Annotated in this window: 14 protein-coding genes and 2 pseudogenes; 14 read left to right on the top strand and 2 right to left on the bottom strand. The window is 70.9% G+C overall.

Annotation, left to right across the window (positions count from 1 at the left end; all coding sequences use genetic code 11):
• Positions 1–59: 59 nt before the first annotated feature.
• Positions 60–1,178 carry an NADH:flavin oxidoreductase gene (locus ACFT9I_RS20235; RefSeq protein WP_382566033.1) on the bottom strand — a complete coding sequence of 373 codons (1,119 nt, stop codon included), beginning with the start codon at positions 1,176–1,178 and terminating at the stop codon, positions 60–62.
• 202 nt (positions 1,179–1,380) lie between these two features.
• Between ACFT9I_RS20235 and ACFT9I_RS20230 the strand changes: the two genes are divergently transcribed.
• The 13 genes and pseudogenes from ACFT9I_RS20230 to ACFT9I_RS20170 all read left to right on the top strand — a co-directional run bounded on the left by ACFT9I_RS20230 (position 1,381) and on the right by ACFT9I_RS20170 (position 15,689).
• Positions 1,381–3,291 (top strand): LamG-like jellyroll fold domain-containing protein, encoded by a 1,911-nt coding sequence (locus ACFT9I_RS20230; RefSeq protein ID WP_382566032.1) that lies wholly within the window; start codon positions 1,381–1,383, stop codon positions 3,289–3,291.
• Positions 3,292–3,542: 251 nt separating this feature from the next.
• The gene (locus ACFT9I_RS20225; RefSeq protein ID WP_382566146.1) at positions 3,543–4,142 is read left to right on the top strand and encodes a DinB family protein; all 600 of its coding nucleotides are present in this window, start codon (positions 3,543–3,545) and stop codon (positions 4,140–4,142) included.
• A gap of 3 nt (positions 4,143–4,145) precedes the next feature.
• On the top strand, positions 4,146–5,255 hold the full coding sequence (locus ACFT9I_RS20220; protein ID WP_382566030.1) for a winged helix DNA-binding domain-containing protein: 1,110 nt from the start codon (positions 4,146–4,148) through the stop codon (positions 5,253–5,255).
• 148 nt (positions 5,256–5,403) lie between these two features.
• On the top strand, positions 5,404–6,606 hold the full coding sequence (locus tag ACFT9I_RS20215) for a serine hydrolase domain-containing protein (RefSeq protein ID WP_382566028.1): 1,203 nt from the start codon (positions 5,404–5,406) through the stop codon (positions 6,604–6,606).
• A gap of 168 nt (positions 6,607–6,774) precedes the next feature.
• On the top strand, positions 6,775–7,533 hold the full coding sequence (locus ACFT9I_RS20210; protein WP_382566026.1) for a GntR family transcriptional regulator: 759 nt from the start codon (positions 6,775–6,777) through the stop codon (positions 7,531–7,533).
• A 132-nt stretch (positions 7,534–7,665) separates the two neighbouring features.
• Positions 7,666–8,790, top strand: coding sequence for a TIGR03364 family FAD-dependent oxidoreductase (locus ACFT9I_RS20205; RefSeq protein WP_382566025.1), 1,125 nt, complete (start codon positions 7,666–7,668; stop codon positions 8,788–8,790).
• 5 nt (positions 8,791–8,795) lie between these two features.
• Positions 8,796–9,518, top strand: coding sequence for a phosphonatase-like hydrolase (locus ACFT9I_RS20200; protein WP_382566023.1), 723 nt, complete (start codon positions 8,796–8,798; stop codon positions 9,516–9,518).
• Positions 9,515–10,601, top strand: a pseudogene (locus ACFT9I_RS20195) (ABC transporter ATP-binding protein). Before ACFT9I_RS20200 ends, ACFT9I_RS20195 begins: the two are co-directional and overlap by 4 nt.
• Positions 10,594–11,442 carry a 2-aminoethylphosphonate ABC transporter permease subunit gene (locus ACFT9I_RS20190; protein ID WP_382566021.1) on the top strand — a complete coding sequence of 283 codons (849 nt, stop codon included), beginning with the start codon at positions 10,594–10,596 and terminating at the stop codon, positions 11,440–11,442. The pseudogene ACFT9I_RS20195 and the gene ACFT9I_RS20190 overlap by 8 nt, the downstream one beginning before the upstream one ends.
• Positions 11,443–11,449: 7 nt before the next feature.
• The gene (locus ACFT9I_RS20185) at positions 11,450–12,241 is read left to right on the top strand and encodes an ABC transporter permease (RefSeq protein ID WP_382566144.1); all 792 of its coding nucleotides are present in this window, start codon (positions 11,450–11,452) and stop codon (positions 12,239–12,241) included.
• Between the two features lie 62 nt (positions 12,242–12,303).
• Complete coding sequence (locus ACFT9I_RS20180; protein ID WP_382566019.1) at positions 12,304–13,365, top strand: 2-aminoethylphosphonate ABC transporter substrate-binding protein; 1,062 nt, start codon at positions 12,304–12,306, stop codon at positions 13,363–13,365.
• A 132-nt stretch (positions 13,366–13,497) separates the two neighbouring features.
• The gene (locus tag ACFT9I_RS20175) at positions 13,498–14,976 is read left to right on the top strand and encodes an alkaline phosphatase family protein (protein WP_382566142.1); all 1,479 of its coding nucleotides are present in this window, start codon (positions 13,498–13,500) and stop codon (positions 14,974–14,976) included.
• A gap of 140 nt (positions 14,977–15,116) precedes the next feature.
• On the top strand, positions 15,117–15,689 hold the full coding sequence (locus ACFT9I_RS20170) for a snapalysin family zinc-dependent metalloprotease (protein WP_382566017.1): 573 nt from the start codon (positions 15,117–15,119) through the stop codon (positions 15,687–15,689).
• A gap of 84 nt (positions 15,690–15,773) precedes the next feature.
• Here ACFT9I_RS20170 and ACFT9I_RS20165 read toward each other — a convergent pair whose 3' ends face one another.
• Positions 15,774–16,064: a hypothetical protein gene (locus tag ACFT9I_RS20165; RefSeq protein WP_382566015.1), complete on the bottom strand. Its 291-nt coding sequence runs from the start codon at positions 16,062–16,064 to the stop codon at positions 15,774–15,776.
• 225 nt (positions 16,065–16,289) lie between these two features.
• Between ACFT9I_RS20165 and ACFT9I_RS20160 the strand changes: the two are divergent.
• Positions 16,290–17,903, top strand: a pseudogene (locus ACFT9I_RS20160) (hypothetical protein); the annotation flags it as partial.

Here is a 17,903-nt window from a genome sequence, read left to right as displayed (position 1 = left end):
GAGTCCGGGGGACGGCGGTCAGGTCCGTTCCGGGCGTCAGGTGCGCTCCGGGCGTCAGCTCAGCGAAGCGTCTTCAGCATCTCCGCGGCGAACGGCGTGATGCCCTCGGTGCGCCCGCCCAGGGTCTTCACCGGCCACTCGGGGTCGGCGATCAGGGCCCGGCCCACGGCGACCATGTCGAACTCGTCGCGCTCCAGCCGGTCCAGCAGCTCATCGATGGGGGTGACCGCGGAGTCCTCGCCCTGGAAGGCCTTGGCGAAGTCACCGTCCAGGCCGACCGAGCCGACGGTGACCGTCGGCCGGCCGCTGATCTTCTTCACCCAGCCGGCGAAGTTCAGGTCGGAGTCGTCGAACTCCGGCAGCCAGTAGCGGCGGGTCGACGCGTGGAAGACGTCGACACCGGCCTCGACCAGGGGCCTGAGCAAGATGTCGAGTTCGGCGGGCGAGTGCGCGAGCTTCGCGTCGTACGAGTTCATCTTCCACTGGGACAGGCGGAGGAAGATCGGGAAGGAGTCCGACACGGCGGCGCGGCAGGCCGCGACGATCTCGGCCGCGAAACGCGTGCGCGCGACGATGTCGCCCCCGTACGCGTCGGTACGGCGGTTGCTGCCCGCCCACAGGAACTGGTCGATCAAGTAGCCGTGCGCGCCGTGCAGTTCGATCCCGTCGAAGCCGAGCCGTTCGGCGGCGGCGGCCGCGTCGGCGAACGCGCCGATGACGTCGTCCAGGTCCTTCTGCGTCATGGCGCGGCCCTTGGGCGCACCGTCCAGGGACACGCCCGAGGGGCCGACCGGCTCCGCGTCCGCGACCGGCGGGGCGCCCTCGTCCCGTGTGACACCCACATGCCACAGCTGCGGGATGATCGCGCCGCCCGCCCGGTGCACGGAGTCCGCGACATCCGCCCAGCCCGTGAGCGCGTCCTCGCCGTGGAACCGCGGGACCCGGTCGCTGGTGCCGGCGGAGTCGTGGTCGATGTAGGTGCCCTCGGTGATGATCAGCCCTACGCCGCCGGCGGCGCGTCGTGTGTAGTAGTCCGCCACGTCGCGGCCGGGGACGCCGTTGGGGGAGAACTGCCGGGTCATGGGTGCCATGGCGATCCGGTTGCGCGTGGTGAGGCCGCGGACCGTGAAGGGGCGGGCGAGGGTGTCCGCCGAGCGGCGGGCGTTCGCGTCTGTCATGGCCAGTCCTGTTCCTTGGGTGGGGGTGTCCGTCGGGCGGCAACAACCGAAGGTTGCCTCCGCTTCCCGCCGCCGGGCCGATGTGGCGCAGGTCTCCGGACCGGTCGGCGACGGCCCCTGTTCAGGACAGCGTTGTCATACGGTCGCCGGGGCGGCACACGATCCCCACGGACACGCATGTGTCGAGACCTGGGAGATCGTAATGAGCAAGTCCATTCCTTCCGTTCCGGACGGCGGCCTTTCCGGTCCGGACCGCCGGTCGCTGCTACAGGCCGCGCTCGCCGTCCCCGCCGTCGGAGCCACCGCCGCCGTCCTGGGCACGCAGCAGGCACAGGCCGCGCCCGCCGCCACCTCGGCCTCCTCCTCCGGACGAGGCCGCTACGACGAGGACAGCCCGCGCTTCGCGCTGGCCGTGCTGCCGGACACGCAGTACCTCTTCGACGCCGACAGTGCCGACCCGGAGCCGCTGCGCGAGACCTTCGACTACCTGGTCTCGGAGCGCGCGGAGGCCAACATCGCCTTCATGACGCACCTCGGCGACGTGACCGAGCACGGTACGGAGCAGGAGATCACGCTCGCGGCCCACACCTTCAAGACCATCCACGGCAAGGTCCCCTACAGCGTCCTGGCAGGCAACCACGACATCGACGGGAGCAAGGACGACCAGCGCGGGGACTCCGCCTATCTGAAGGCATTCGGCCCCGCCCGGTTCACCGGCATGCCGACCTTCGGCGGCGCCTCACCCGGCGGCTACAACAGCTACCACGTGATCAAGGCGGCCGGCCGGCAGTGGCTGGTGTTCGCCATCGACTGGCGCGCCTCGGACAAGGCCCTGGCGTGGGCGCAGGGCGTCCTCGACGCCCACCCCACCCTGCCCGCCATCCTGACCACCCACGACCTCGCCTGGGCCGAGGAGAACGGCGAGGCGCGGCTGTCGGAGCACGGACAGCGGCTCTGGGACGGCCTCCTCCGGGGCAACGACCAGTTCTTCCTCGCGCTGGGCGGTCACTACTGGCCCTCGGGCCGTACGGTCCTCACCAACGACGCCGGGCACGACGTGCACGTCCACATCACCAACTACCAGGACCGCTACTACGGCGGCGCGGGCATGATCCGCCTCTACGCCTTCGACACGGCGCGCGACGTCGTGGACATCGAGACCTTCGCGCCGTGGTTCCTGCGGCGCGACCCCGCGAAGCGGACACCGCTGGAGGCCGAGACCCTCGAACTGACCGGCCCTGTCGACCGGTTCAGCCTGGACATCGACTTCGCCGAGCGGTTCAAGGACTTCGACGGCGTCGTCCCGCCGAAGCCGCGACCGGCCGGCCGGGTGATGCCGCGGGGCACCGTGGCGTACTGGCGGTTCGACGCCGACGGACTCGCCGGCGCCGGAAAGCCGGGGTCGGTGGTGGGCAAGGGCGCGGTGGCGCGCGACCTCTCGGGGCACGGCAACGACCTGCGCGTACAACTGCTGCACGACAGCGCGGCCGAGGTGCTCACCCGCTCCGCCGACCACCACACCCACCAGCCCGCGCACGCGAGTCTGCGCTTCGACGGCGGCAAGGCACCCGACCGGGGCGCGGTGCTGACCACGAGCCCCACGGCGCCGCTCAACAGCGCCACGTTCAGATCCGGCTTCACCATCGAGACGTTCATCAAGCTGCCGGAGCCGTACGAGGGCAACCACGACTGGATGGGCATCCTCAGCTGGGAGGGCCGCAACGGCGACGCCGGGAAGACGACGGGCTGGTCGACGGACGAGCCCACGTGCAGCCTCAACATCACGCCGGAGCGGTTCCTGCAGTTCGTGCTCTACCCGCACGTCCAGGACGCCGACCCCACGTCGTGGAGCCATGCCCTGCCCGTGGGCCGCTGGACGCACATCGCGATCGTCAACGACGGCCGACGCACGGTGATGTACGTGGACGGGTCGAAGATCGCCCGCAACCCGTCCCAGCGGGCCACGGGCATCGCCACGCTGGGCAAGCCGTTCGCGATCGGCGGCACCCAGTTCGCGGAGGAGTTCGGCCAGGGCTTCTACGGATGGATCGGCGACACCCGCATCGTCGACCGCGCCCTGAGACCACGGGACTTCCTGCTGCCCGTCGAGTAGGCGCCGAGCCGAGTTCCACGACCTGCCCGTAGGTCTGCCCGTCGGTGAGGTAACGGGACACCTCACCGGCGGGCAGGTCGAGGATCACCTCGCCCCGGCGGGCGGCGGTCGCGCCGAAGTTCCGTACGAGATCGATTGTCGTCCGAGAAGCGGCCACAACCTGTCCTCTTGCCCTGAGACTGTTGTCCGTGTCAGAACGCGAGCAGGACAACGTGAACGTGAACGTGAACGACCGGAAGGGCCCGATCACCATGAACGCCACCCCCACCCCCACTCCCGCCCCCGCCCCCACGCCCGACTCGACCGCCGACGCCGAGCGCGCCGATCTGCTCGCCACGCTCGCGACCACGCGAGCCGCCCTGATCAACACGGTGCGCGGGCTCAGCGACGAGCAGCTCGGCGAGACCCCGACGGCCGGCTCGCTCTGTCTGGGCGGACTGATCAAGCACGTCGCGTCCACCGAGGAGGCGTGGCTGCGCTTCGCGGCCGAGGGCCCGTCGGCGATGAGTTTCGACCTGCCGGAGGGCGTCACCTGGGCCGATCTGGCGGCCGGTACCGCCGAGTTCCCCCAATGGGCGATCGCGCGCGAGAACGACTTCCGGATGCTGCCCGACGACACGTCGGCCGGGATCCTCGCCCGCTACGAGGAGGTCGCCGCCGCGACCGAGAAGATCCTGGCCGCCGTGCCCGACCTGTCGGCGACTTACCCGTTGCCGGAGGCGCCCTGGCATGTGCCGGGAGCGGTGCGGAGCGTACGAGGGGTGCTGATGCACGTCATCGCCGAGACCGCGCAGCACGCCGGGCACGCGGACATCGTGCGCGAGTCGCTCGACGGCCAGAAGTCGACCTGACCGATGGCCGTTCGTACCGTGCTCGGCACCCGGGCACTCAACCGCGCCACGCTCGCCCGGCAGTTGCTGCTCGACCGCGCCGACGTGCCGGTCCTCGACGCCGTCGCGCATCTCGGCGGTCTGCAGGCCCAGGAACCGCAGGAGCCGTATCCCGGGCTCTGGTCGCGGCTGCGCGCCTTCGAACCGGCCGTGCTCTCGGGCCTGTTGACGGAGCGGAGCGTGGTGCGGACGCATCTCATGCGCCGTACGGTCCATCTCGTCACCGCCGACGACGCCCTGGCCTGGCGGTCCCGCCACGAGGCCATGCTGCGTCAGCGCGTACTCGGGGTCTACCGCCGCGAGCTGGCGGGCACGGATCTCGACGAACTCGCCTCGGCGGGGCGGGCGTTGACGGCGGACGGCGAGCCGCGCACGATGACCGAGGTGGCGCGGGCGCTCGCCGGCCGGTGGCCGGCGCCGGGGCCGCGGGCGCTGGGCGAGATGGTGATCACCGCGCTCGTGCCGATGATCCAGCTGCCGCCGCGCGGGCTGTGGCGGACGAAGGCGGGCGTACGCAACGTCCCGCTCTCGTTTTGGCTGGGCCGTGCGGCCGACCCGCTGTCCCCGGACGGCTCCGACCCGGTGGGCCAGGCGCTGCTCCGGCGCTATCTGGCCGCGTACGGCCCCGCCGCCTCGGCCGACCTGCGCGCCTGGTGCGGCCTCGCCGGACTCCCGGCCGCGGTGGCCGCGTTGCGCGAGGAGCTGGTCTCCTTCCGCGACGAGCGCGGCCGTGAGCTGCTGGACCTCCCCGACGCGCCGCGCCCCGATCCGGACACACCGGCGCCGGTGCGGTTCCTGCCGGCGTTCGACAACGCGATCCTCGGCTACCACGACCGCGGCCGGATCATCGACGACGAGCACCGCGGCCTGTCGGTCGCGGGCGAGCGCGTCGTCCTGGTCGACGGCCGGGTCGCCGCGACCTGGCGCGTGGAGGCGGGCACGGTGACGGTCGCCCCGCTGGGCCGCCTGTCCCCGGCGGACCGTACGGCCGTCGCCGAGGAGGGCCGGGAGATGGCGTTGTTCCTCTCCGACAAGGAGAACGACGGTGTACGGGTGGCCGCTTCGCCCGACTGAGGTGCGTGGGGAGTACGGGGAGTGGTACAGCTGGCTGTACCCCGGAGTGGCCTGCTGGCCGGATCGTGGCCGACCGGGCATTTTCCTAAGTTGGTGATCACACCGCACGGAGCGGTGGCACCACCAACTCCCAAGGAGTCAGCGGACCATGGCGACCAAGACATTCAGCCGGACCACCTCCCGTGTCGTGACCACCACGCTCGTCACGGCGCTTGCCGCGCTGGGTGTCGCGGTGCCCGCCGCGAGTGCGACGGAGCGGGGGACGGAGACGTCCCGGCAGGAGTCCTTCCAGCGGCAGGTGGACGCCGTTCAGCAGACGGGGACCGTGGGCGTGCTCGCCCGGTCGACCGGGCCGCGCGGGGTGCGGTACGCGACGGCCGGGGTGGCGGACGCGGAGACGAACCGCAAGGCGCGGCCGGGTGACAAGTTCCGGATCGCGAGCGCGACCAAGACGTACGTCTCCACGGTGGTGCTGCAACTGGTGGGCGAGGGAAAGCTCTCCCTCGACGACACCGTCGAGGACCTGCTGCCCGGTGTCGTGTCCGGCAACGGCAACGACGGACGCAAGATCACCGTACGGCAGCTCCTGAACCACACCAGCGGCCTGTTCAACTACACCGCCGACTTCCCGGCGTTGACCGGCATCGCGGCCTACGAGGCCGGCCGCTACACGACCTGGACGGACGAGCAGCTCGTCGGCATCGCGATGCGCCACGAGCCCGCCTTCGAGCCCGGCGCCACCTGGTCGTACTCCAACACGAACTACACCCTCGCGGGAATGATCATCAAGAAGGTCACCGGCCACACCTGGCAGCAGGAAGTGACCAAGCGCGTCGTCCGGCCGCTGGGTCTGCGCAACACCTCGACCCCGACCACGTCCTCCGGTATCCCCGGCTCCCACATGAAGGGCTATTCCGCCTTCGGTGAGGCCGCGCCCGCCATCGACGTCACCGCCATCAACCCCAGCGCGGCCGGCGCCGCCGGGGCCATGATCAGCACCACCGGCGACATGACCACCTTCTACCAGGCGCTCATGCGCGGAAAGCTGCTGAAGCCGGCGCAGCTGAAGGAGATGAAGAAGACGGTGCGGGCCGCGGAGCTGGACGAGGCCTGGCCCGGCGCCCGCTACGGCCTCGGTCTGATGGAAATCCCGCTCACCTGCGGCGGCAGCTACTACAGCCACGCCGGTGACCTCCCCGGCTACGCCACCCGTACCGGCGCGACCCCGGACGGCCGCCGCGTCGTCGTCCTGGAGGCCACGGGCGACGGCTCGATGCCGGGCACCATCCACGCGGCGAGCGACCTCATCGACAAGCAGCTGTGCGCCGACGGCGCCGACGGCGCCAAGTGACTGAAGACCGGTGACCGAAGGCCGGTGAGGGAAAGCCGGTGACGGAAGGCCGGTGAGGGAAAGCCGGTGACGGAAGGCCGGTGAGGGAAAGCCGGTGACGGAAGTGCGCGGGGCCCGTCCGGACCAGGTCCGGGCGGGCTCTCTTCCGATGTCTGACACCATCGGGCCGTGGACCACCTGAACGCTCACGCACCCGGCGCACCCATCCGTTCCGGCATTCCGGAGCACGGCCGTATCCCCAAGTACTACGCGGTCAAGGCCCATCTGAGCGTCCTGGTGGACGAGTTGGGCGAGGGAGGGCTGCTCCCCACCGAGCGGGACCTCGCCCTGCGTTACGAGGTGTCCCGCGAGACCGTGCGCCAGGCGCTGCGCGAACTCCTGCTGGAGGGGCGGCTGCGCAGGCAGGGCCGCGGCACGGTCGTCGCCGGTCCCAAGCTGGAGCAGCCGCTGTCGCTGGCCAGCTACACCGAGGGCGTCCGGCGGCAGGGCCGCCGGCCCGGCCGGAGCCTGGTCGGACTCGACCGCTTCCCGTGCCCCGAGTCGCTCGCCCCCGAGATCGGCGTAGGCCTCGGTGAGCCCGTCTGGCACCTGGAGCGGGTGCTGCTCGCCGACGACGAGCGGGTCGGTCTGGAGAGCACGTACGTCGCGGTCGACCGCGTCCCGGAGCTGGACACGGGGTTCGAGCCGGACTCCTCCTTCTACGCCTACCTCCGCGACCGGCTCGGCATCTCCTTCGGGGACGCGGACGAGCGGATCGAGACGGTGCTGGCGACCCCGCGCGAGGCGCTGCTGATCGGCACGCCGCCCGCGCTCCCGATGCTGCTGATGCACCGGCTCTCGCGGGACACCGACGGGCGTCCGCTGGAGCGCGTACGGACCCTCTTCCGGGGCGACCGGTTCTCCTTCACCACGCACCTGGGGACCTGACCGACCGCGCGCCGCCGCACCTCACTTTCGTAACGAGAAGATAACGGGTCTAGTCCAAGTTTGGCGGGTCGTTCACCGTCCCGTCGTCTCGCGGATCCGTACGGGTCGCCCGCCCCGCCCAGCGTTGGCGCCGTGAGAGTCATCGTCGTAGGAGCCGGCGTGGTGGGAACCATGCACGCCTGGCACGCAGTGAACCGCGGCCACGAGGTCGTACAGATCGAGCGCGAGAGCGAGGCACGCGGGGCGTCACTTCGTAATTTCGGGCAGATATGGGTCAGTGGCCGGGCCGGCGGCGAGGAGTTGGCGACCGCCCTGCGGGCCCGGGAACTCTGGCAGGGACTCGGCGAGCGGGTGCCCGGTCTCGGCTTCCGCGCCTGCGGTTCCCTGACCCCGCTCCGCAACGAGCTGGAGACCGCCGTGGCCGAGGCGGCCGTCGCCCGGCCCGACGCGGCGGACCGCGGCTACAAGCTGCTCACCGCCGACGAGGCCCGCGTGCTCAACCCCGCGCTGCGCGGCGACTTCACCGCCGCCCTGTGGTGCGAGCGCGACGCGGCGGTCGAGCCGCGCACCGCCCAACTCGCCCTGAAGGAAGCCCTGTCGGCGTCCGGTCGTTATGCGTACCTCGGCGGCCGCGAGGTCCGCGAGGTCGTGGGCACCGCGTCCGTACGTGACGACCACGGCGACATCCACACCGGCGATGCCGTCATCCTGGCCACCGGCGCCTGGCTCGGCGGCCTCGTCCGAGAGCTGGCCGGCCCCGACCTGCCCGTATGGCGCGTCCGCCTCCAGATGATGCAGACCGACCCGCTCGGCGAGGACCTCACCACCTCCGTCGCCGACGCCGACAGCTTCCGCTACTACCCCGCCTACCGCGGCGCGGCGCTGGACGCCCTCAACTCCGGTCAGCCACAGGCCCCGACCGCCGCCGAGCACCGGATGCAGCTGCTGATGGTCCAGCGCCGGGACGGCGGACTGACCATCGGCGACACGCACGAGTACGAGCACCCCTTCGCCTTCGACACGGTGGAGGAGCCGTACGAGCACCTCACCCGGGTCGTGGAGTCCTTCCTCGGCCGCCCGCTGCCGCGCGTCCGGCGGCGCTGGGCCGGGGTCTACGCCCAGTGCGTGGACACCGGCCGCGTCGTCCACCGCCAGGAGGTACGGGACGGGGTCTGGCTCGTCACCGGGCCCGGAGGCCGGGGCATGACCTGCTCGCCCGCCATCGCCGAAGCGACCGCCGACCAACTGGACTGGTGACGAACATGCCTGACACCGACACCGACACCGACACCGACACCGACACGCTGAAGCTGATCGTTCTCGACATGGCCGGTACCACCGTGGCCGACGGCGGCCTCGTCGAGCAGGCGTTCTCCGCCGCCGCCGAACGCCTCGGCGTGACACCCGGCTCCGCCGACCACGCCGACCAACTCGCCTATGTCCGCGCCACCATGGGCGAGTCGAAGATCTCCGTCTTCCGCCATCTCTTCGGCGACGAGGACCGGGCCCGGCGCGCCAACACCGCCTTCGAGGAGGCGTACTTCGAGCTCGTCGCCGCCGGTCGTATCGCCCCGGTCCCCGGCGCCCGGGAGGCCATCGAGACGCTTCAGGACGCGGGCCGTACGGTCGTGCTGACGACCGGCTTCGCCCGCACGACGCAGGACGCGATCCTCGATGCCCTCGGCTGGCGGGACCTGGTCGCCCTGACGCTCTGCCCGGCCGACGCGGGCGGCCGGGGTCGCCCGTATCCCGACATGATCCTCGCCGCGTTCCTGCGCACCGGCGCGGTGGACGGGGTCCGGCGCGTGGTCGTGGCGGGGGACACCTCGTACGACATGCTCAGCGGCGTCCGGTCCGGCGCGGGGATCGTCGCGGGTGTCCTCACCGGCGCCCATGACGAGGAGCAGCTGACCGGCCACGGCGCCACGCATGTCATCGCCTCCGTCGCCGAACTGCCGGACCTGATAGCGCGGGCCGAGGCATGACGGGCGCCGGCGCCGTACCGGGCGGCATCAGGTTCGACCAGGTCAGCGTCGCGTACGACGGCAACACCGTCCTCGACCGGCTCGACCTGACCGTCGAACCCGGCGAGGTCATGGCCCTGCTCGGGCCCTCGGGATCGGGCAAAACCACCGCGCTGCGCGCCGTCGCCGGCTTCGTCCGGCCCTCCAACGGGCGGGTGTTCCTCGGCGGGCGCGATGTCACCGGGCTGCCTCCGCACAAGCGTGGCATCGGGATGGTCGTCCAGCAGTACGCGCTCTTCCCGCACATGCGGGTCGCGGACAACGTCGCCTTCGGACTCAAGGCCCGCAAGGCACGGAAGGCCCCCAAGGCGCGGAAGTCCGAGATATCCCAACTGGTCGCCGACGCACTCGAACTCGTCGGCATGGCGACGTACGCCACCCGCTATCCGCGCGAACTCTCCGGCGGCCAGCAGCAACGCGTCGCCATCGCCCGCGCTGGCGACCCGCCCCGGTGTCCTGCTGCTCGACGAACCGCTCTCCGCGCTCGACGCCCAACTGCGCTCCGGAATGCTCGCCGAACTGGCCAGACTCCACCGTGAACTGCCGGACGTCTCCATCCTGTACGTCACCCACGACCAGGTCGAGGCGCTCACCCTCGCCGACCGGATCGCCGTCATGGACCGGGCGCGGCTGCGGGACTGCGGTACGCCGCAGGAGCTGTACCGCCGGCCCCGTACGGAGTTCACCGCGTCGTTCGTCGGGAACGCCAACCTGCTGCCGGTCACCGTCGCCGGCGGCCGCGTCGATTTCGCCGGACACCAACTGACTGTTCCTACGGGCGACTTGGCGGCCGGAGTCACCGCCACCCTCTGCGTCCGCCCCCACCTCGTCGGGCTCGGCGACGGGCCCAACGCCCTGACCGGCACCGTCTCCGAGGTCCAGTGGCGCGGCTCGACGCACCGTCTGTACGTGGATGTCGAGGGCCACCGGGTGAAGGCCGACCTGCGCGAGCTGCGCGAGACCCCGGCGATCGGCGCCCCCGCCACCCTGCACTTCGCCACCGAGGACGCGGTGCTGCTTCCGGTGGGGGCGGGCGATGAGTAGCGCCGGTCTCGCGGGGGCGAGGCGGGTCCCGCGCTTCGTCTGGGCGCTGCCGCCCGTGGTCGTCCTCGCGCTCGCCTTCCTCTATCCGCTGGCCCTCGTCGTGCAGCAGTCCGTCTCACCGGACGAGGGCGGCACCTCACTCACCCCGTACGCCGACGTGTTCGCCTCCGAGTCGTTCCGCGACGCGCTCGCCACCACCGTGTGGCTCGCGGCGGGTTCGACCGTCGGTTGCCTCGTCCTCGGGTTCACCCTCGCCCTGATCATCGCCTTCGTGCCGTTCCCCGGCGGCAAGGCGGTCGCCCGGTTCATCGATGTCTTCCTCTCCTTCCCGTCGTTCCTGATCACGCTCGCCCTGCTGTTCATCTACGGCACGGTCGGCATGGCCAACGGCCTCTGGACGGACGTCACCGGCGCCGCCGACGGACCCTTCCACTTCCTGACCACACCCTGGGGCGTACTGCTCGCCGAGATCACGTACTTCACGCCCTTCGTGATGCGCCCCCTGCTCGCCGCGTTCTCCCAGCTCGACACGGCCCAGTTGGAGGTCGCCTCCTCGCTTGGCGCCGGACCGGCCCGGATCGTGCGGCGGGTGATCCTCCCCGAGGCGCTTCCGGCGCTCGCGGCCGGCGGCAGCCTCGTCCTGGTGATGAGCCTCAACGAGTTCGGGATCGTGCTGTTCACCGGCGCGAAGGACGTCACCACACTGCCGATGCTCGTCTACGGCAAGGCGATCCTGGAGTCCGACTACCCGGCCGCCTGCGTCGTCGCCGTCGTCAACATCGCGATCTCCGTCGGTCTCTACAGCCTCTACCGGATGGTGAGCCGCCGTGTTGGCGCATAGCCCGTTGATCCACAGCCGAGCCGGGAAATGGGCCACCTGGGCCGTCTTCCTCCTGCTCTTCGTCCCGCTTTTCGCCGTGCCGCTGCTGGTCGTCGTCGCCGCGTCGTTCACCACGAACTGGTCCGGAGCCTTCCCCTCCGGAGCGACGACCGAGCACTACGCCGCCGCCACCGGCGGCGACTCCCTCAAGGCGCTCACCACCAGCCTGGTCACGGCGGTCACCGCCAGCCTCCTGGCGCTGCTCGTCGGCGGCTGGGCCGCGCTGGCCGCCGCCTCGCTGCGTACCCGCGGCAAGCGGTTCCTCGACGTGCTGTTCATGCTGCCCGTCGCCGTGCCGTCCGTCGTGGTCGGCCTCGCCGTGCTGGTCGCCTTCAGCCGGCCGCCGGTCCTGCTCAACGGGACGCGCTGGATCGTGATCCTGGCGCACACCGTCCTCGTCACCGCGTTCGCCTACCAGTCGGTCTCGGCCGCGGCGGCGCGTCTCGACCCGATGTACGAGCAGGCCGCCGCCAGCCTCGGCGCCCGCCCCTCGTACGTCCTGTGGCGGATCAGGCTGCCGCTGCTGCTGCCCTCGCTGACAGCGGCCACGGGGCTCTGTTTCGCCCTGTCCATGGGCGAGTTGAGCGCCACGATGATGCTCTACCCGCCCGACTGGACACCGCTGCCGGTACGGATCTTCGCGGCCACCGACCGCGGTTCGCTCTTCACCGGTGCGGCGGTCGCCGTGGTCCTGATGGCGACGACGCTGCTCGTGCTGCTGGCCGTGTCCCGTATCCGGACGAGGGCGTCGTACCGCTGACCCTTCGCTCAACTCCCCGTAACCGCTGATCGTTTCCGACTGTTTCCCGGAGGACCCCGCCCATGCGCAAGAACCACATCCAGCCCGTCGCCGCCGTCTGCGGCACCTTCGCCCTCGTCGCGGGCCTCGCCGCCTGCGGTGGCTCGTCGAGCGCCGCCGACGAGAAGGTCGTCACCGTCTACAGCGCCGACGGACTCAAGGGTGAGAACGGCGACGGCTGGTACGACAAGGTCTTCGAGGACTTCGAGAAGGAGACCGGCATCAAGGTCGAGTACGTCGAGGGCGGCTCGGGCGAGATGGTGCAGCGCGCCGTCCGCGAGAAGTCCAACACCCAGGCCGATGTCCTCGTCACGCTGCCGCCGTTCATCCAACAGGCCGATTCCAAGGGCCTGCTCGCGGCGTACGAGCCGGCCGGCGCCGACCAGGTCGACGGCGCGGACAAGGCGTCCGACGCCAAGTGGACGTCCGTCGTGAACAACTACTTCGGCTTCGTCTACAACAAGAAGGAGCTGACGAGCCCGCCCAAGAGCTGGGAGGAGCTGCTGGACGGGAGGTTCAAGGAGAAGATCCAGTACTCGACCCCCGGCGTCGCGGGTGACGGTACGGCCGTCCTCATCAAGGCGATGCACGACTTCGGCGGCGAGGAGCCGGCGATGGCGTATCTGAAGAAGCTCCAGACCAACAACGTCGGCCCGTCCGCCTCCACCGGCAAGCTCGCGCCCAAGGTCGACAAGGGCGAACTCCTCGCCGCCAACGGCGATGTCCAGATGAACTTCGCGCAGTCCAAGGACATGCCCAACCTCGGCATCTGGTTCCCCGCGAAGGGCGACGGCCGCCCCACCAGCTTCGCGCTCCCGTACGCCGCCGGGCTGATCGGCAAGGCCCCGCACAGCGCCAACGGCAAGAAGCTGCTGGACTTCATGCTCTCCGAGCAGGCGCAGCAGGACGTGAGCGCGGTCGGCGGCGGCTTCGCGGCCCGTAAGGACATCAAGGCCACCGACCCGAACGCCACGGAACTCACCGCGCTGATGGACGGCGTGGAGATCTTCGAGCCGGACTGGTCGGACATCGGCGCCAACCTGGACGGCTACGTGGACGCGTGGAAGTCGGCGACGGGCAGCTGACGCGCGCCTCTTTCGTAACGGGTCTGGACCCATGGACCCATGTGACGCCGTATCACCCCATCCAATTCCCTTGCTCGGAACTGAACTCGGAGGCCCTTCGTGTCATCAAGTCTGTCTCGCCGCAAGCTCCTCATGGGCGCGGCCGCCCTCGCCACCGCCGCCGGACCACTCACCACCGGACCACTGGCCGCGGCGACCGCCCACGCGGCGGCCCGTACCCCCAAGGTCCTGGTCATCGGCCTGGACGGCGCCCTGCTCGGCCGGATCAGGGACGCCGCCGCCCCGCGCCTCGACGCGCTGATGGCGAGCGGCCTCACGTCGGTGAGCCCGCTCCCCGCCAACCCCATGGCGCCCACGGTCTCCGGGCCGGGATGGTCCACGATCATCACCGGTGTCTGGCCTGACAAGCACGGCGTGAAGGACAACAACTTCACCGGCAGCCGGTTCGGCCAGTACCCGGACTTCCTGACCCGTATCGAGACGGCGAAGCCCGCCCTGTCGACGTACGCCGTCGCGTCCTGGAACCCGGTCACCACGACGATCTTCTCGTCCGCGGTCGACACCCGGGTGTCCACGCCCGCCGCCGAGTACGACACCGGCACGACGGCACGGGCCGTGGCCGAACTGCGCGACGGCAACCGCGACGCCGTCTTCGTCCACCTCGACAACATCGACCACGCGGGCCACAGTTACGGCGCCGCCTCCGCGCGCTACCTGGAGGCGATCCAGGACGTCGACGCGCAGGTGGGGCGGATGGTCGACGCCGTACGGGCGCGTGCGACGTACGGCTCGGAGGACTGGCTCATCATGGTCACCACCGACCACGGGCACACCGACGCGGGCGGCCACGGCGGCTCCAGCAGTGCCGAGCGGCAGACGTTCCTCATCGCGAGCGGCGGCTCCGTCACCGCGGGCTCCACCCGCCATGACATCAAGATGCCCGACGTCGCCGCCTCCGCCCTCGCCCACCTCGGCATCCCCATCGCCGCCGCGTGGGGGCTGGACGGCCGTCCGCTCCAACAGCCCGCGCCCGATGCCTTCGACGCCCTGCGCCCGCTGCTGACGGGCCGCGTCGACGAGACCGGCATCCCGGCCGGGACGCTCGGCTTCACCCACACCCCGCCCGCCGGCTGGTCGGTCGAGAACGGGGCGATGGGGACGGGCGGCATGACCGAATGGCGCGGCTGGGCCTTCACCACCGACGAGTTCTGGACCGCCGCCGAACGCGATCAGTGGCGCGAGAACAACGTGCGCGCGCGGAACGTCTTCGCCGTTGCCGACGGCGACGAATGGGTCGACAAGGCGTACGCCGGCACCTTCGACTCCACGCTCGTCAGCCCGGCCTGGCCGGTCACGGGAGGCCGCGCCGCCACCCTCACGTACACGACGCACTACCGCCACGAGTCGCCGCAGCGGGGCGAGGTCCTCGTCTCGTACGACGACGGCGCCCCGGTCCCGGTGAGGACCTACACCGCCGACGCCTTGTCGCGGGTCGAGTCGATCACCCTTCAGGTCCCGTCGGGAGCCCGGACGGCGCGGGTCCGGTTCCGCTGCACGGCGGGCAACAACTGGTACTGGACCGTCGACCAGGTTGGTATCAGCGGCAGTTGAGCCGCCAGCGGATTGACGGATTGGTGTCAGGCCGCGTTGGGCAGTGAGGAGGGGAACTTCGTGTCATGTCCACGACCCTGGTCCAGGACTCCGGTCCACGACCCCTCGTCCACGACTCTCTCCCCCCAAGGAGGTCGACCATGCACATCCGTAAGTTGACCGGCGGACTCGTTGCCGCCCTGGCTGTCACGTTCTCCCTGATGAGCGGCCAGGCCACGGCTGCCCCGGCTCCGGCCCCCGCCGCGGACACCGCCGTCGCCGCACGGATCGTCACGTACGACGCAAGCGGTTCGGCGGAGTTCAGGTCGGCGGTCGACCGGGGCGCGGCGATCTGGAACGAGAGCGTCAACGCCGTCGAACTCGTCCCGTCCGCGGCCGGCCAACGCGCCAACATACGCGTCCTGGCGGACAACGGCTGGCCCCGCGCCCAGACCACCTCACTGGGCAACGGCACCGTCTGGATCGGCCGCCAGGCCGTGACCGAGGGCCACAACACGATCCGCATCTCGTCCCACGAACTGGGCCACATCCTGGGCCTGCCGGACATCAAGCCCGGCCCCTGCACCAGCCTGATGTCCGGCTCCACGGCGGGAACCTCGTGCACCAACGCGTACCCGAACGCGGCCGAGAAGTCGGCGGTCGAGGGCTACTTCGGCGGCGCGTTCGCACGGACGGCCGGAGAGGCACCGCTCAACACCATGATCGTGGACTGACGCACAGCGCGTAATCCCACGGCGCGGTGCCCGTACGCCCCGGAGCGTTGAACCAACGCTCCGGGGCGTACGCGGTCCTGGACCTCAAGCGGCCCTGAACCCGTTGACGAGATTGACGACTGCCCCCAGCAGCACGAACCACCCGATCACCAGATACACCCGCCCGGCCATCCGTTTGCCCTTGCTGGGCGGCGACTCGGCCACCAACGCGTCGCCCACGCGCACGGACTTGTCCGGAGAGAAGACACCACGGCCTGTCCGGCGCTGGGTCCGGCCGATCCAGATGAGGACGACGGCCACGAGGAGACAGAAACCCGCCGTCTGGAAGTACGTCTCGGGCGGGGACAACTCAGCCGCCGTGTAGTGGTGCGTCAAGACCGACCTTTCCTGGCACATATCGAACAAGTGAGTGTGCCACGGCCACCGGCCGTCCCGTCGGTCGCGGGGGCGGTGCGCGGGGGCGGTTGGGCCCCTGGGTGGGTCTGTGGACCCTGCGAATTGGGCCTTCCGTTTCCGTACGGTGACGACGGTGACGACGCGTGCGCTACGGCTGGACGCCGGTGGCGGAACGTCTTGAGCAGTGCGGTGGAAGGGTTTCCAATGTCCGACCCGGGTGTCCTGACGTTCCACGGCGTCGCGCCGCGGCTGTCCGACGGTCGCAGGGAGTTGCCGCGATCACTGGCCGCGACTCGGGTTCTGTTGTATTTGATGTTCGGGCTGACGCTGCTGGGTGGCGTGGGTGTGCTGAACTCGTTGTTGGAGCTGGGCACTCGCGTGTCGGTGACGGTGGGTGTGGCGGCGGTGTACGCGGTGGTGCCGGGTGTCGCCGCGGTGGTTCTGGCGGGACGTTTGTGGACCGGCGGGAGGGTGGTCTGGTTCGCGTTGGTCGCTCTGCAGGCGTGGTTGCTGGTGGGCGGCGTCGCGAACTTGTACGGGGGGTCGACGCGGGGTATCAGCCAGCTGTTGCTGCCGGGTGCGCTGCTGGCGTTGGTGAGTGTGGGGGCGAGCCGGTCGTGGTTCGATCTGCCGGCGGAGCGGCGGGTGGTGAGGCCGCGGTGGTCGTTGGAGCGGTTGCGCCGGGAGGCGGTGCCGTCGGTTCCGCATCTGATCACCTGGCGTCGTAACCGGGGGCAGTCGACGGTCGAGTACGTGGGCATGGTGGGTCTGGTCGCGCTGATCGTCGGGACGCTGCTGTTCAGTGGTGTGGCGCCGCAGATCGGGGAGGGGCTGCGGACGCAGGTCTGCAACATCCTGGGTGGTGACTGCGAGTCGACGACGGTCGCGGGCGACGGCGACAACGGCGGGGGCAACAACGGCGGCGGCGCCAACGGCGGGGGCGGGGGTGGCGGCGCTAACGGTGGGGGCGGTTCGAACGGCGGCGGTGGGAACAACGGCGGTGGAGGCGACTCCGGCGGTGGTGGTTCCAACGGCGGCGGTTCGAACGGGGGCGGTTCGAACGGTGGTGGCGCCAACGGGGGTGGTGAGTCCTCCGGCGGTGGGAACAACGGCGGTGGCGACTCCGGCGGTAGCGGTAACAACGGCGGCGGTGACAACGGCGGGGGCTCCTCCTCAGGCGGGGGGTCCAACGGCGGTGGCAATTCCGGCGGCGGCTCGAACAGCGGTGGGTCGGATGACGATGACGACGACACCGGCGGCGCCTCCAACGGTGGCGGTTCGTCCGGTGGTGGTTCCTCCAGCGGGGGAGGGAACAGCGGCGGCAGTGACTCCGGCGGCTCCTCCAGCAACGGCGGCTCCAACAGCGGCGGGTCGGATGATGACGACGATGACACCGGCGGCGTCTCCGGTGGTGGTTCCTCCAGTGGCGGTGGTTCCAACGGTGGCGGTTCGTCCAGTGGTGGCTCCTCCAGTAACGGTGGCAGCTCCAACTCCGGCGGGAGTTCGAACAGCGGTGGCTCCTCCAGCGGCGGATCCTCTGGTGGCGGTTCCAACAGCGGCGGCTCTTCCGGGGGCTCGTCCGGCGGCAGCTCCAGCGGCGGCAGCTCCAACTCCGGTGGTTCGTCCGGTGGCGGTTCCAACAGCGGTGGTTCCAGCGGCGGTAGCTCCGGTGGGAGTTCCAGTGGTGGCAGCTCCAACTCCGGCGGTGGATCCAGTGGCGGCGGCTCCAACTCCGGCGGCAGCTCCAGCGGTGGCGGTTCCAACGGTGGCGCCGGCTCCATCGGCGGAATGGCCAGTGGCGGGCTCATCGGCGGACTC

The sequence above is a fragment of the Streptomyces sp. NPDC057137 genome, from assembly GCF_042670825.1.
Lineage (GTDB): Bacteria > Actinomycetota > Actinomycetes > Streptomycetales > Streptomycetaceae > Streptomyces.
The sequence above is the reverse complement of the archived record's forward strand: the minus strand, read 5'-3'. Positions and strand labels throughout refer to the sequence as shown.

Excerpts from the sequence above, each read along its gene's own strand:
- ACFT9I_RS20235 (WP_382566033.1), bottom strand. The coding sequence starts at position 1,178 with ATGACAGACGCGAACGCCCGCCGCTCGGCGGACACCCTCGCCCGCCCC.
- ACFT9I_RS20230 (WP_382566032.1), top strand. The coding sequence starts at position 1,381 with ATGAGCAAGTCCATTCCTTCCGTTCCGGACGGCGGCCTTTCCGGTCCG.
- ACFT9I_RS20225 (WP_382566146.1), top strand. The coding sequence starts at position 3,543 with ATGAACGCCACCCCCACCCCCACTCCCGCCCCCGCCCCCACGCCCGAC.
- ACFT9I_RS20220 (WP_382566030.1), top strand. The coding sequence starts at position 4,146 with ATGGCCGTTCGTACCGTGCTCGGCACCCGGGCACTCAACCGCGCCACG.
- ACFT9I_RS20215 (WP_382566028.1), top strand. The coding sequence starts at position 5,404 with ATGGCGACCAAGACATTCAGCCGGACCACCTCCCGTGTCGTGACCACC.
- ACFT9I_RS20200 (WP_382566023.1), top strand. The coding sequence starts at position 8,796 with ATGCCTGACACCGACACCGACACCGACACCGACACCGACACGCTGAAG.
- ACFT9I_RS20190 (WP_382566021.1), top strand. The coding sequence starts at position 10,594 with ATGAGTAGCGCCGGTCTCGCGGGGGCGAGGCGGGTCCCGCGCTTCGTC.
- ACFT9I_RS20180 (WP_382566019.1), top strand. The coding sequence starts at position 12,304 with ATGCGCAAGAACCACATCCAGCCCGTCGCCGCCGTCTGCGGCACCTTC.
- ACFT9I_RS20175 (WP_382566142.1), top strand. The coding sequence starts at position 13,498 with ATGGGCGCGGCCGCCCTCGCCACCGCCGCCGGACCACTCACCACCGGA.
- ACFT9I_RS20170 (WP_382566017.1), top strand. The coding sequence starts at position 15,117 with ATGCACATCCGTAAGTTGACCGGCGGACTCGTTGCCGCCCTGGCTGTC.